This window comes from Streptomyces sp. NPDC041129, from assembly GCF_055592265.1.
Genome location: NZ_JBVIYV010000012.1, coordinates 1 through 13,981 on the forward strand (window position 1 = coordinate 1; position 13,981 = coordinate 13,981).

At 70.8% G+C, this 13,981-nt stretch carries 8 protein-coding genes and 4 pseudogenes; 5 read left to right on the forward strand and 7 right to left on the reverse strand.

All coding sequences use genetic code 11. The annotated features are described in order from the left end of the window. Together ACZ6B1_RS30095 and ACZ6B1_RS30100 are read left to right on the forward strand one after the other, a co-directional pair. A pseudogene (locus ACZ6B1_RS30095) lies at positions 1-385 on the forward strand (integrase core domain-containing protein); the annotation flags it as partial. Positions 386-433: 48 nt separating this feature from the next. Then, complete coding sequence (locus tag ACZ6B1_RS30100) at positions 434-1,438, forward strand: acetate--CoA ligase family protein (RefSeq protein ID WP_468783514.1); 1,005 nt, start codon at positions 434-436, stop codon at positions 1,436-1,438. 454 nt (positions 1,439-1,892) lie between these two features. On the opposite strand, the pseudogene ACZ6B1_RS30105 reads toward ACZ6B1_RS30100, so the two are convergent. From ACZ6B1_RS30105 to ACZ6B1_RS30120, 4 genes and pseudogenes are all read right to left on the reverse strand, one after another. Continuing rightward, a pseudogene (locus ACZ6B1_RS30105) lies at positions 1,893-2,609 on the reverse strand (Tn3 family transposase); the annotation flags it as partial. A 578-nt stretch (positions 2,610-3,187) separates the two neighbouring features. Beyond that, positions 3,188-5,425, reverse strand: a complete 2,238-nt coding sequence (tkt, locus tag ACZ6B1_RS30110) for a transketolase (RefSeq protein WP_468783516.1) — start codon at positions 5,423-5,425, stop codon at positions 3,188-3,190. A gap of 99 nt (positions 5,426-5,524) precedes the next feature. Continuing rightward, positions 5,525-6,190, reverse strand: coding sequence for an HAD family hydrolase (locus ACZ6B1_RS30115; RefSeq protein ID WP_468783518.1), 666 nt, complete (start codon positions 6,188-6,190; stop codon positions 5,525-5,527). Positions 6,191-6,619: 429 nt separating this feature from the next. Next, entirely contained in the window at positions 6,620-7,564 is a 945-nt protein-coding gene (locus ACZ6B1_RS30120) for an EamA family transporter (protein WP_468783520.1), read from the reverse strand. A gap of 20 nt (positions 7,565-7,584) precedes the next feature. Here ACZ6B1_RS30120 and pdxR point away from each other — a divergent pair, with 20 nt between their 5' ends. The 3 genes and pseudogenes from pdxR (at position 7,585) to istB (ending at position 10,355) form a co-directional block, all read left to right on the forward strand. Then, on the forward strand, positions 7,585-9,264 hold the full coding sequence (gene pdxR / locus ACZ6B1_RS30125) for a MocR-like pyridoxine biosynthesis transcription factor PdxR (RefSeq protein WP_468783522.1): 1,680 nt from the start codon (positions 7,585-7,587) through the stop codon (positions 9,262-9,264). A 149-nt stretch (positions 9,265-9,413) separates the two neighbouring features. Then, complete coding sequence (locus ACZ6B1_RS30130; RefSeq protein WP_468783524.1) at positions 9,414-9,590, forward strand: hypothetical protein; 177 nt, start codon at positions 9,414-9,416, stop codon at positions 9,588-9,590. Continuing rightward, positions 9,587-10,355: pseudogene (gene istB / locus ACZ6B1_RS30135) on the forward strand (IS21-like element helper ATPase IstB). Before ACZ6B1_RS30130 ends, istB begins: the two are co-directional and overlap by 4 nt. A gap of 35 nt (positions 10,356-10,390) precedes the next feature. On the opposite strand, the gene ACZ6B1_RS30140 reads toward istB, so the two are convergent. From ACZ6B1_RS30140 to ACZ6B1_RS30150, 3 genes and pseudogenes are all read right to left on the reverse strand, one after another. Continuing rightward, the gene (locus ACZ6B1_RS30140; protein WP_468783526.1) at positions 10,391-10,981 is read right to left on the reverse strand and encodes an alpha/beta hydrolase; all 591 of its coding nucleotides are present in this window, start codon (positions 10,979-10,981) and stop codon (positions 10,391-10,393) included. 60 nt (positions 10,982-11,041) lie between these two features. Then, positions 11,042-11,745 (reverse strand): annotated as a pseudogene (locus ACZ6B1_RS30145) (helix-turn-helix domain-containing protein); the annotation flags it as partial. 473 nt (positions 11,746-12,218) lie between these two features. After that, positions 12,219-13,937 (reverse strand): acyl-CoA dehydrogenase family protein, encoded by a 1,719-nt coding sequence (locus tag ACZ6B1_RS30150; protein ID WP_468783528.1) that lies wholly within the window; start codon positions 13,935-13,937, stop codon positions 12,219-12,221. Positions 13,938-13,981 lie beyond the last annotated feature (44 nt).

Genomic DNA, 13,981 nt, shown 5'->3' on the forward strand with positions numbered 1-13,981 from the left:
AGCTCGTCCTCGACGCCCTCGACATGGCCTTGTGGCGCCGTGATCGCGCCGGAACTCCCGCCGGACCGGGACTGGTTCACCATTCGGATGCGGGCTCACCGCGCACCTTCTCGAGGCCGGCATCGACGCCTCGATCGGCACCGTCGGCGACGCCCTGGACAACGCGCTCATGGAATCCCAGATCGGCCTCTACAAAACGGAACTGATCAAGCCCCGCAGGCCCTGGCACGGCCTCGCCGACGTCGAACTCGCCACCGCAGAATGGGTCGACTGGTTCAACAACCAACGGCTCCACACCGCGATTGGAGACATCCCGCCCCACGAGCACGAAACCAACTACTACGCTCATCACCAGCCCCAACCGGCGGCTGGAGTCAACGCATAGGGCCTCCACCGATCCCGGAGCGGTTCACTGAAAGGCGTACTCACCTACATGGGCGAACATCTGCTCACCGCCGCCGAGGTCGCCAACCATCTAGAGTTGTGCGGGCCTGCCGCGGAGTCCGTTGCCGTCTGCTGTGACCGGGTGGCGATCCGGACGGCACTTGGCAAGCACGGTGTGCCTGTCCCGCGCTGGGCAGAAGCGCGCAGCCCCGAAGAGGCAGCAGCTCAGGCTGACTTGCTTGGATATCCCGTAGTCATCAAATCGAGGACCAGAGAAATCTGCGCGATGCAGGCTGAGAGTCGCGCTGAAGTACTCACTACCTACGCTCGTATGAACAATGAGCCAGCACCGGTTCCTGACCGTCGATGGGAAGGCGTGCTGCTCGAGCAACTTCACGACGGTCCACAGATCGCGGCCGAGGTTGTCGTCTCGGACAGGGGTGACGTGCAGATCGTGGCGATCACGCAAACCATCTTGGGCCCGCCTCCTGTGCGACAGCCGGTACGCCACAGCGTGTACGCGCACGACAGCCTGCTGCACAATCACCTCTTGCGACGGACGGTCGATGGAGCAGTCATAGCTCTGGGCGTCACCTCTGGGTTGCTTCATCTGGAGATGAAGCTGACCGCACGAGGCCCACGGATTACCGACATCACATCTCACTTACCGGGCGATCTCATCCCGCTGCTCATCAAGCGAGCCACCGGCATCAGCCTCCCGCAGGTGGCCGCGGACCTAGTTTTCAGGCGATCCCCACAGCTGACCCCGACTAGCCAGCGAGCAGCCGCAGTTCACTTCGCATACCCCGCTGCCAGCGGCCGCATCGAACGGCTGACCGTGACTTCCCCTGCGCATCATCCGCTGGTGAACCGCGCCGCCGTCACTCAACGGATCGGTCACAAGGTCGTTTCGATATCCGAAGCAGCTACGGACGACCGTCTTGCGCACTGGGTCGTCGTGGGCCCAACGGCAGGCGACTGTCACGCACTACTGGACCGGGTGTCACAGGATCTCAAGGTCGACATAGCACCGTGCCCATCTGTCCTCAGCTAGGTGCTGCGTGCTCAGAGCCAGACGTCCACCAGGCGTGGTTCTGGATCTATGCGGTTACCTGCACTGTGACCTAACGCCACCATCGGATGTTCGTCTTCACACGCACCGGCGATCTGGTGGTCGCACGCCTTCCCGAACGACCCCAGGCCCTCGACAGAGTCGCGCGCTGGCTGACACCTCGGTGCCGGCCGCCGAAACCACCGCCGCCCCGAACGCCGAAGCCAGAACAACCAACGCCTGGTCATCCCCCTGGCAAGGCTGCCCGCCCCATGTCTGTCCCTATGCCGGTAAAGCGTACTGATCCGGGCACCTCACCGGACCGCCTCGGCAGACTTTGAATCGAGGGCACGTCACCATGGTCTGCCGCTCAGGTCCGAGTTGCCAAGGACGACACTTCGACCGCGGCACACCGTCCGGACGGGCATCGCGTCCGCCCTCGGTCTGGCTCGGTCGATCACTGTTCTGCGCCGTCGTTGTCCTCGTCAAAGCCGCCGAACCCTGGGTCGCGCAGCGGGCGCAGCTTGCCGTCGACCGGGGTGGAGGCGCGGAAGCTGTAGCGGCCGAGCACGTTGAGGTTGGCGTGCTTGAGCGGGGAGACGCGGGCGACGTCTTCGTCCAGGACATCGTGCTCGCGCTCCTCGGCGGGCAGGTCCCGCAACTCCTCGATTGCGGCGTCGAGATAGCGGGTCGTCCACAGTACGGCGGCATTCAGCACGAGACCGAGCGCGCCGAGCTGGTCCTCCTGGCCCGTCTTGTACGCCTGCATGATCTGCCCGCGCTTGCCGTGTCAGATGTCCCGGGCGAGCTTGTGGCGGGACTCCTGCACGGTGAGCTGCCGGTTCATCTGCCGCCGGTAGGTGTCGTCGACCGGGTCGACCACCCGTAGCAGGTGCAGGGTCTTGGCGATCCGCCCGTGCTCGGCGAACGCGGTGCCCAGCGGGGTGGGGCGTCCCTCGCGGCCGAACATCCGCAGCAGGTCGTACGCGCAAACCTGCCCGGTGACCAGGGAGCCGACCACTCCAAGCATGTCCGGCCAGTGCGTGATCACCTTGTTCAGATTCACCTTGTTGCAGGCCAGCGGCTCCAACGGCCCGTACCCACCGGTCTCCACCCCGGGCAGCTCCGCCCGCCAGAACCTCTGGTCGGCCAGGTCGCGGAAGCGGGGCGAGAAGTGCAGTACGTCCTCGCAGACGGCTTCCCACTGCTTGCCGTCCAGCAGCCGCGCCCGCGGGTCCGCCCACCGGTTCGACGGTGAGGCGAACACGTCGCGCCGGTATAGCGCGCGGAACAGCTGCTCCAGCACGCACACCACGTACCCGTCGCGGTCCACCGCTCCCTCGGGCAGCTCCGGGTGTGAGTACACCGCCCTCCCAGTCGACACCGCCCTCCCAGCCGTCCCCCGGTCCCGTCCCCATGTCGCCTCCCGCGCCCAGCCCGACGGCACCCTGCCGCACACCGACCACCCTTGCAGACGGGTCCGACAACGCCACCGCCGTCACGGCGTCGCGGCGGGCCATGGACGCCGGCCCACCGGTCTGGCGTGGGTCGCGCCCTCGCCGAACATCCCGACGCCCGCGACCGCCGACCGCACCGGACGGCACCGGACGGAGGGTGCCGGGGCAGGCTCCGGGGGCTTCAGCGACCTGCTGCGGGGGTCCGACCGGCTGCGGCGCACGCTCGACGCCGGCGGCGACCCGTCGGCGCTGTGCGCCGCGCCCGCCCCGCCCCGCCGTGGGCGGGGCAGGCGGGTCAGCGATCGCCGGTGGGGGCCTGCAGGACGCCGGCGCTGTCCGGGCCGGCGGGGGCTAGCGGCGGTGCCTCGGCGGCGGCAAGGCTTTCCCGGGCCGCGGCGACGACCGCGTCCGCGGTGAGCCCGAACTGCTCGTACAGCACGGTGTAGGCCGCGCTGGCACCGTAGTGGTTAAGTCCGACGATGCGGCCGGCGTCGCCGACGAACTCCCGCCAGCCCATGGGCACGCCAGCCTCGACGCTCACCCGGGCGCGCACCGCAGGCGGCAGCACCTGCTCGCGGTAGGCCCGGTCCTGGGCCGCGAACCACTCCCAGCACGGCAGTGACACGACCCTCGTCGGGATGCCGTCGGCCTCCAGCGTCTCCCGGGCGGCGACGGCGATCTGCACCTCGCTTCCGGTGCCCATCAGAATGACCTCAGGACTGCCGCTGGAGGCTTCGGCCAGCACGTAGCCGCCCCGGGCGACGCCCTCGGCCGACGCGAACTGTGTGCGGTCGAAGACGGGCAGGTTCTGCCGGGACAGGGCGAGTCCGGCCGGGCGGTCGTTGTGCTCGAGGATCGTGCGCCAGGCCACCGCGGTCTCGTTGGCGTCGGCCGGGCGGACGAAGTCCAGGCCGGGGATGGCCCGCAGCGCCGCGTAGTGCTCGATGGGCTGGTGGGTGGGGCCGTCCTCGCCCAGCCCGATGGAGTCGTGCGTCCACACGTAGGTGACCGGGAGCTGCATGAGCGCGGCCAGCCGCACCGCAGCGCGCATGTAGTCGGAGAAGGTGAGGAACGTGCCGCCGTACACGCGGGTCCCGCCGTGCAGCGCGATGCCGTTCATGATCGCGCCCATGGCGTGCTCGCGGACGCCGAAGTGCAGCGTGCGCCCGTACGGGCCGCCCGACCACATCTTGGTCTGCCGGCTCTCGGGCAGGTACGAAGCCTCCCCCTTGACCGCGGTGTTGTTGCTCTCCGCCAGGTCGGCCGAACCACCCCACAGCTCCGGCAGGACCGGGTACAGGGCGGCGAGGACCTCGCCGGAAGCCTTCCGGGTCGCCACGCCCTTCGGATCGGCGTCCCAGACCGGCAGGTCGTCCGCCCAACCCTGCGGCAGCCGACGGGTGGACAGCCGCTCAAGCAGCGCGGCACCGTCGGGGTTGCCGGCCCGCCACGCGTCGAAGCGCTGCTGCCACGTCGCGTGCGCCTGCGTGCCGCGCTCGGCGACCCGGCGGGCGTGCTCGAGCACCTTCGGGTCGACCTCGAAAGTCTTGTCGGGGTCGAAGCCGAGGATCTCCTTGGTCGCCCGGACCTCGTCCTCGCCCAGCGCGGATCCATGGGCCGCGCCGGTGTTCTGCTTGTTCGGCGCGGGCCAGCCGATGATCGTGTGCAGCACGATCAGCGACGGGCGGCCGGTCTCGGCTCGGGCAGCGGCCAGTGCGCGGTCGACCGCGGCCAGGTCCTCGCCGTCGTCGACGTGCTGCACGTGCCAGCCGTAAGCCTCGTATCGCTTGCCGACGTCCTCGGTGAACGCGATGTCGGTGTCGTCCTCGATCGAGATCCGGTTGGCGTCGTAGACCAGGACCAGATTGCCCAGCTCCTGAGTGCCGGCCAGCGATGACGCCTCGCCGCTGACGCCCTCCTCCAGGTCGCCGTCGGAGGCGAACGCCCAAATCGTGTGGTCGAAGACGCTCTCGCCCTCGGGGGCGTCGGGGTCCAGCAGACCGCGCTCGCGGCGGGCGGCCATCGCCATGCCGACGGCGTTGCCGACGCCCTGGCCGAGCGGGCCGGTCGTCGTCTCCACCCCCGGTGTGTGGTTGACCTCGGGATGGCCCGGGGTCGCAGAGCCCCAGGTGCGCAGCGCCTGAAGGTCGGCCAGGTCCAGGCCGTAGCCGGAGAGGAAGAGCTGGATGTACAAGGTGAGGCTCGAGTGCCCCATCGACAGCACGAAGCGGTCACGGCCGACCCAGTTCGGATCGCCCGGGTCGTGGCGCAGCCACTTCTGGAACAGCAGGTAGGCGGTGGGGGCCATGCTCATCGCGGTGCCAGGGTGGCCGTTGCCGGTCTTCTGTACGGCATCCATCGCCAGCACGCGCACGGTGTCGATCGCGCGGCGGTCGAGATCGCCCATCCCCTCAGGGAGGGTGGGGTGTGGCTGGAAGGGGTTGCCGGTGGGTGCGCCGCTCGCGGCCTCGGCGGGAGCCTCGGGGCGGGTGCTCTTCGCCTCGGTGGCGGGGTCTGCCTCATTGGCGGTCATCGGTGGCGGTACTCCCTCGGGGGTGGGACAGTAGATGCTTTTCACCGCGCGGCCGGTATCGGGCACCGCAACCGGGCGGGCTCGGCGACGGTGGGGGCGTCAGGCGAGTGGGGTGTCGTCCAGTGCCTTCGCGAGGTCGCCGGGGGTGTCATAGAGGGCGATGGCGCCGGCCTTCCGCAGCTCGTCGTCCCCGAAGCCGCCGGAACGGACGACGATCGCCGGCATCCCCGCTCTCTTGGCCGCCTCAACGTCCCACACCGAGTCGCCGACCATCACACTCGACGCGTCAGGCGGCGCTCCCGACTTCTTCAGCGCCACCTGCAGCAGATCCGGCGCCGGCTTGGAGGACTCCACATCGGCGCTGGTGGTCCAGTCGTCGACGATGTCACGGGCGTCCAGCATGTCCAAAAAGACCTCCACGTGACGCGGCTGAGCAGAGCTGGCCAGCACCAGCCGGTGACCGCGCTCTTTGACCGCCACGAGGAGATCGCGAGCACCGGGCAACGGCGCCATCTCCTCCAGCAGCTCGTCGACCTCCTTGCCCTGCTGCTCCCTGGCCCGGTCGCCTACCCGGCGCTCCAGTTCCTCGCCACCGACAGCGGTGACCACCTGATCCCCGCCCATCCCGATGAGCCGGTGCAGCCGCCACACCGGATAAATCTCGCCCACCGAGCGCAGTGCCCGGTACCAGGCGAGGGCGTGGTGGTAGTTGGAGTCGATGAGTGTCCCGTCGATGTCGAGGACGGCGATGGCGGATGCGGTCACGCTCACCGGCTACCCGCCGGCCCGGTACCCACACGGAGACCGCGGAACCAACAAGGCGATCGTCGGTACGGTTACGGCTCCCCGGCACTGTTGCTCAGCGGGTGTGACCATTTCATCCTCGACTCGGGCACGCCCGCGCCCCGCCGACCGGCCGTAGCATGGCCAGGTCAGGCACCGGCGTTCGCGGTACGTCTTTCGGAGTAGGGCCGTACCAGTCCAGGCACAGGACATCGAGGGAATCCAACCCGCCGGCGACGATGAAAAGCCCAGGCCGCGGCGCCGCGCCAGCGTGCGCTCGGCCGGCCACAGGTGCAACACCCATCGGTGACGCCTGTCCGGGGCGTCGCCGACGTCGGACACGTTGCTCGACGGCCGGACGCCGGCGCGCAACCGTGGCACGAGAGTTCCGGTCGGCCGTCGGACCTGTGCCTACCTCGAGCGCGTCGACGCGGGCGAGGGTGCTGTCCGGGGCGCGGCGTCCACTGAGGCGGCTGCGCCGTGAGCCCGAGACGCCCGCAGCCCCCCGATCAGCCCCCCGATCACCACCGCGATCCCCAGCCACACCGGGGATCCCGGCACCCCCGCGCCCGTCGCCGTGCCGACCGCCGCCGCCGCGAGCGGGGCGATGCCCGTGAGGAGGCCGGCGCGGCCGGTGCCGACGGTGCGTACGGTCGAGTACCAGAGCACGAAGGCGACCGCCGTGACCAGCAGTGCCAGGTAGCCCACGGCCGCCCACTGCGCCCCCGTCAACTCCCCCGCCGCCGTGGGGCCTTCGCGTATCACGCCGAGGACGGCCAACAGCACCGCGCCCAGCCACGACGCGTGCACCGACACCCCCCACGGCGTGTGCCGGCCGAGCACCGGTACCGCCAGCAGCGTGAACGCCGCCTCGCAGCCCAGGGCCAGGGCTGCCCAGGCCACCCCGGCCGCATCCGTACGGCCCGTGCCCTCCACCAGGACCGCGCCCGCCACCACCACGGGCGCCGCCAGCAGCACCTGCCGGCTCGGAGCGCGCCGTTCCAGCAGCGGGCCCAGGACCCCGAGGACCACCGGCACCGACGCCACCGCGACCGCGATCACCGCGGGCTCCGCGTGCGCGACCCCCCGCACCACAGCCACGTTGAACAGCACCAGCCCGGTCACCGCGAGCCCCGCCAGCCACAGCCACTCCCGGCCGCGCGGCCGGACCGGGCGGGTATCGGCGAGCCGGGCGAGGAGCAGCAGGATCGCGGTCGCGGCCGCGTAGCGCACGGCCTGGGCTGTGAACAGCGGCGCGTGGACGAGCGCGTGCGACACGCTGACGCTGCTGCCGACCAGCACCATCCCGACCATGCCGGGGACCAGGGGCGCGAAGGATGCGGAAGGGGTGTCCATGGGTCCACCCTGGCCGCACAATGGACGCCATGGACAGGTCCAGAGAGTCGTCGGTTGCGGGGTCCAAAACCGTCGCAACGGACGCGCCGGTGAGATCGGCCGGTACGGCTTCCGGGGCCGGCGGCGCGGCCGACGGCCGTCCGTCTCGGCCCGGCGCGTCCCTCGGCTCCGACTTCCTCCAGCTCGACATCGCCGACGCGCCCCCGGGCGGGCGGACCGCCTGGCTCGCCGACCGGCTGCGGTCGGCCATCGCCGACGGCCGCCTGCCGGTCGGGACGCGGCTCCCCGCCAGCCGCGTGCTCGCCGAGGAGCTCCGCGTCACCCGGGGCGTGGTCACCGAGGCCTACCGTCGGCTGTCCGAGTCAGGCCAGATCGCCGGCCGGGGCAGAGGCGGCACGGTGGTCGTCGCCGCCCCGGCGCCCCCGGCGTCTCCCTCAGCACCGCCCGCAACCTCCTCGGCATCCGGCCGCCCCTCACTCTCGTCACCCCCCGCCGCCGAGCATCGGGCCTCCTACCCTCGCACCCCCACCCCCGCTTCCGACGCCTTCTTCGCCTTCCCCCACCGCGACGGCGTCGTCGACGCCCTGCGCGGCCTGCCCTGCCGGATCGACCTCTCCCCGGGCGTGCCCGACCTCGCCGCCTTTCCCCGGACCGCCTGGCTGCGCGCCGAACGCGCCGTCCTCGGCGCCGTCACCCCGGCCGACTTCGGCTACGGCAGCCCCCAGGGCGCGCCCGCGCTGCGGCGGGCCGTCGTCGGCTGGCTGGCCCGCAACCGCGGCATCCGCGCCGACCCGGACGAGGTCGTGGTGGTCGCCGGTGTGGCGCAGGCCCTGGGGCTGCTCGGGCAACTGCTGCGTGCCGAGGGCGTCGACCGCGTCGCCGTCGAGGACCCCGGCTCGCTCGGCGCGCGCCAGCAGCTGGAGTACGGCGGCCACACGACCGTCCCCGTCCCCGTGGACGCCGGCGGCCTGGACGTCGACGCGCTGCGGGTCTGCGGGGCCAGGGCCGTGCTGATGACCCCGGCGCACCAGTTCCCCACCGGCGTGGTCCTCGACGGGGAACGCCGGCGCGAGCTGCTGCGCTGGGCGGCCGAGGGCGGCGTCGTGATCGAGGACGACTACGACGCCGAGCACCGCTACGACCGGCCCCCCGTACCGGCACTGCGCTCGCTGCTGCCCGACGGGGTCTGCTACGCGGGCAGCGTCTCCAAGCTGCTCGCCCCGGCACTGCGGGTCGGTTGGCTCCTGGTCCCGCCGCACCTGCGCGACGCCCTGGTCACCGCCAAGCGGTACGCCGACCTCGGCAACGGCATCCTCACCCAATTGGTCCTGGCCCGGCTCATGGACTCGGGCGAGCTCGAACGGCACCTGCGCCACGTCCGGCGCCGCCACCGCAGGCGCCGGGACGTGATGCTGCGGGCCGTCGAGGCACACCTGCCCGGCGCCCGCGTCCACGGGGCGGCCGCCGGACTGCACCTCATGGTCACCTTCGCCGACGAGCCCGGCAGCCGCGTCCGCGACACCGACCTCGCCGCGGCCGCGCTCGCCCGGGGTGTGAAGGCCCACCCCCTGTCCTGGCACCGCCTCACCCCCGGCCCGCCCGGCCTGGTCCTCGGCTACGCGGCGGGCGCCGCCCACGAGATCGAGGAGGGCATCGCCCTCATCGGGGAGGCGCTGCGGGCCCTGCCCGCTGCCGCCTGACCCCGCCGCTGCCCGGGCCACCCCCGGACAGCCTGGCGGCCCGGGCCGCGCGCGAGCTGAGCGCCGACGCGGACGAGCCGGTCACCGAGGTGGAGCGGGGTCTGCGCCGGTAGGTCCACGAGCTGTGGGCCGACCCGGACACCGCCCGGGTGACCACGCGGAACATCGCCGAGCACATCACCGCGGCGCGCGGGACGGGCGACACCGGAGCCTCGGCCTTTCTGCACGGGCCCGAGGGCCTGTTCGCGGCCACCATCCCCACCCAGACCCCCGGCAGCGTCCACGACGACCATGGCCAGGATGACGCCGAGGAGGCCGCTCGATGAGCGTGATGACAACCGCCCTGCGCGACTCCCTCAAGACCTTGCGGCCGTCCGGGATGCTCGAAACCCTCGACGCCCGCCTCACCCAGCCCAGAAGGGCGAACTCGGACACCTCGACTTCCTGCAGGTCCTCTGCCACGACGAGATCACCCGACGCGAGAGCGTCGCGCTCGAACGCCGCCTACGCAAGGCCAAGTTCGAGCAGCCAGCCACCCTGGAGGGCTTCGATTTCAACGCCTCCCCCAAGCTGCCAGCCGCCCAGATCCGCGACCTGGCCGCCCTGCGCCGGCTCCCCTCCGGTGAGTCCGTCATTCTGTTCGGCCTGTTGGCGTCGGGAAACGCACGTCGCCCAGGCACTCGGCCACCAGGCCGTCCGCCAGGGCGCCAACGTCCGCTTCGCCAAGACCAGCCGCATACTCGCCGAGCTCGCCGGCGGCCACGCGGACCGCACCTGGGACAAGCGCCTGCGGGAACTCATCCGCCTCGACCTGCTCATCCTCGATGACTTCGCCGTGCGCCAGCTGTCCGCCTCCAGGCCGACGGCCTCTCCGAACTCGTCTCCGAACGACAGGGCCGGTCCCTGATCATCACCAGCGACAGGGCGCCCAGCCACTGGTATCCCTCTTCCCCAACCCGGTCGTCGCCGAGTGCCTGCTGGACCGGCTGATCAACTCCAGCCATCAGGTCATCATGAACGGCCCCAGCTACCGCCCCAGCAAGCGGCCAAAGGGCCCCGCCGGCAAGCCGGACACCTCCGCCAGCTGCTAATTGGAACCCGCCCGAGCCGATCTTCTTAGATGCCCTCAGCGGCCGAGCGAGCCGACGAAGCGGTCCAGCCGAGAGACGACTTGCCGCAGGACGTCAACCGATCCTGCGGCATCGTCCGCAAGCTCCAGGCCATGGTCCGCCGAGGGCACTTCCAGGACGTCGTGTCGCAGGGACGCAGCAATTCGTGAATCCCAGACCTTGTCGGCGCTTCCGCCGATGAGGAGGGTCGGCTCCATGGCTCGCCGGAGAGCCGCGGCAACGTGGTCGATGGTCAGGACCGGGGTGAGCCAGGCTGCCGGGATGTTCCTGTCAGCTGCGATGCCGCAGGCGAGGGAGCCCAGGGACTTGCCGACGACGAGCCGACAAGCCCCCGCCTCGGCTTCGATGGCCTCGGCGACCTGCCGCTCCACCCATGCGATCCGATCGTCCACCGTGAACTGCGCGAACCCATCGGGGATCTGCCACCACAGCTCCTGGACCGTCCAGCCGTGCTGGAGCAGGACGCTCCGGGCGAAGTGAAGTAGCGGCCGGGCAGGCGAGTAACCGACACCTGGAACGACAACCGCGACACGATCTCGGCCTCCGTCGAAACGGGTGGGCATGGCGAAGGGGACGGGATCAGACATGGCCGCAGACTACTAGTCAGCTGATCACGTGACTCCCAGTACTCGAACGCCCCCACAACCACCACCTGGGGTGTCGTCGCCGACCGAATTGCGGCCGTGGAAGTACCTGACGCCATGCGTGCGGTGGTAGGTCGCTGGGTGCCGCGCGGGGTGACTGGCCGGTGCCCAGCCCGCACCGCCGGTGGGGCGGATGCCGAGCGGGCCGAACTCGTCGCAGGCGAAGACCCGGCCGGGGAAACGGTCGAGGACCTCCTCGATCCTGTCCAGCTTCGCCTCGCGGTCGGGGTCCGGGGATTCCTTCCACGTCTTGGTGCGCTGGAAGGTCACGCCGCGGCGGGCGAGAAGGCGGCGTAACGCCTCGCGGCCGATCCGGATCTTGTGGCCGTGGGCTTTGCGCAGGTAGGCGACGAGCTTGCGCAGGGACCAGTGGGTGAAGGGCTGGCCGAGTTTGGTGGGCGGGTGGTGGCCGTCTGGATGACGAAGTCCTCGTCGTCAGGACTGAGCAGGCGGGGACGGCCGCCCGCCCGCCGAGGGTCCAGACAGGCCAGGCCGATCTCGTTGAACCGGTGGATCACGTCCCGGACGGTGCCCTCGTCGGCCTGCACCAGTTGGGCGATTACCGGGGCCCGGTTCCCGCCGGCCGACGCCAGCAGCATCATTGCGCGTCGGAAGCGGACCGAACTGGTGCTGCCCCGACGCGCGATCTGCTGCAGTTTCTGCCCCTCCTGGTCGGTCAACCTGCGCACGCGGAGAGGCTCAGCCACCACACCCCCAGCACTCGGATCGGACGTCACGCAACATCCAACCGCCCCGACCACCCAACCCGGCGAACCAATGTGGTCAGAGCACTTTGGAACCGGAGTTTCGGTGCCGCGGCCACGAGGCGTGAGGCCGTGTCGTGGGAGGACATCGTGCGTGTGTCGCGGGCTCGGTTCAACTCCCGTCTCCGCGCCGACTGCCTTCCCGGCCTCTGGCCCGGTGCACAACCGACTTCACCGTGCCCCCGGGCCCGGGGGCACGGGCGTCCGGGGGTGTGGCCCCCGGGCCCGGGGGCCACACCGTGAGCCGACCCGGGCGGTATCCGACGGTGGCGGGAATCGGTGCGACCGGTGCCCGTGGACGCCGGGTAGGTCATCGTCGGCCTTCCGCCAACCGCTCTACACTCACCGGCGGACAGCTCGCGGAGTACGGCGGCGGCCGCCGTACTCGCGAGGCGGTCCGAGGCCTCGTCGGGGCCTCAGGGCATCATCTCGTACGCCCCCGACAGAGCTTCGACGCGCCGCCAGACGCGCTCCGAACGCGCCTCGTCAACGGCCGGACGCCGAACGGCACCGAGTGCCCACAGCTGCTGCTCCTCGGTTGCGGAGTCCTTGCCGTGCAGCTCGACGGCATGCGCGGAGAAGTCACGTACGAGGACGGCGAACAGTTCGTCGAGGACGTCCGCCTCGACGCCGGCCAGAACTGCCTGCTCCAGGACCAGCTGTCCGTGGACGACGAGCGCGAAGAGCTGCCCGACGGCGAGGAGAAGGTCGAGGTCCCGGCTCTGCGTCTCGTCGGGAGCCGCCGTGCGGACGAACTCGCAGAGTGCGTCGGCCTGTTCGCGGAATCGGACGACGTTGGGCAGGTGGGCGTACGCGTCGAAGGCGGGCCGCCAGTCGTGGAAGCGCACCGAGCCCAGGCCGCGGGCCGGCCCCTGGCGGAAGAGAAAAGTGTCGTCGGCCCCGTCGAGGCGGGTCGGGACGGGCTCGTAGGCGACGGGGTCGAGGAGGTGGTTGCGCATGAACTTGAGGATCAGCGCCAGGTTGACGTGGACGGTGCCCTCCAGCTTCGGCAGGCTGCGGATCTCGACGGCGGCCTGGGCGAAGTAGTTGTCCTTCTCGAAGCCCTTGGCGGCGATGACGTCCCACATCAGGTCGATGACCTTCTCGCCCTCGGTGGTCACCTTCATCTTCGTCATCGGGTTGAAGAGGAGGTAGCGGCGGTCGTCGGGCCCGGCGGCGCGGAAGTAGTCGACGGCACGGTCGCTGAACAGCTTCATGCCGACGAGACGGACGTAGGCGTCGGTCAGCTCGCGCCGTACGTGCGGGAAGGCCGTGACCGGGCGGCCGTAGAGGATGCGGTTCTGCGCGTGGGTGACGGCCTCGTACATCGCGTGCTCGCAGATGCCGATCGAGGCGGTGCACAGGTTGAACTTGCCGACGTTGACGGTGTTGAGGGCGGCGTCGAAGGCGGCGCGGCCGGTGTGCAGCACGTCTTCCGGCGCTACGGGGTAGTCCTCGAGGCGGAACTCGCTGACGTACTTCGAGGAGTCGACGACGTTCTTCACCAGGCGATACGAGGAGTGGCGGCTGTCGGCGGCGAAGAAGACGTAGCCGTCAGGGCCTTCGACGTCGGTGCGGCGGCCGAAGACGGAGACGAGCCCGGCGGCGTTGCCGTTGCCGATGTAGTACTTGGAGCCGGTGGCGCGGAAGCCGCCGTTGCCGTCGGGCTCCAGGAGCATGTCGGTGGAGTAGATGTCGGCGCCGTGGGACTTCTCGGACAGGCCGAAGGCGAACACCTCGCCCTGGGAGAGGAGTTCGGCCGCCCGGGCGCGGGCGGCGGGGTTGTCGCTCTGCCAGACGGGGCCGAGGCCGAGGATGGTGACCTGCCACGCGTACCAGTAGTCGAGGCCGTAGAAGCCGAGTATCTCGTTGAGGGCGGCGATGCGGGCGGTGTCCCATCGCTTGTAGTCCTCAGTGGCGGCGGAGGCCGGCGTGAGGAAGGTCGCGAAGAGGCCTTCCTTGGCGGCGAAGGCGAGGAAGTCGCCGAGCCAGGCGCGGCTGCGGTAGTCCTCGATCAGCCGGCGTTTGCCCCGCTCCTCGAACCAGTCGACGGTGGCGCGCAGCAGCCTGCGGGTCTCCGGGTCGAAGTGCGCGGGGTCGTAGGTGCGCGGGTTGAACAGCAGCGCGTCGGTCACGAGTGCCGCCTTTCGGCTGGAATGGATGAGGGTGGGTCCGGGCA

What these genes read in the sequence shown, in the direction of transcription:
- pdxR (WP_468783522.1), top strand. Translation starts at nt 7,585, where the DNA reads ATGGACGCCATGGACAGGTCCAGAGAGTCGTCGGTTGCGGGGTCCAAA.
- ACZ6B1_RS30140 (WP_468783526.1), bottom strand. Translation starts at nt 10,981, where the DNA reads ATGTCTGATCCCGTCCCCTTCGCCATGCCCACCCGTTTCGACGGAGGC.
- ACZ6B1_RS30100 (WP_468783514.1), top strand. Translation starts at nt 434, where the DNA reads ATGGGCGAACATCTGCTCACCGCCGCCGAGGTCGCCAACCATCTAGAG.
- tkt (WP_468783516.1), bottom strand. Translation starts at nt 5,425, where the DNA reads ATGACCGCCAATGAGGCAGACCCCGCCACCGAGGCGAAGAGCACCCGC.
- ACZ6B1_RS30120 (WP_468783520.1), bottom strand. Translation starts at nt 7,564, where the DNA reads ATGGACACCCCTTCCGCATCCTTCGCGCCCCTGGTCCCCGGCATGGTC.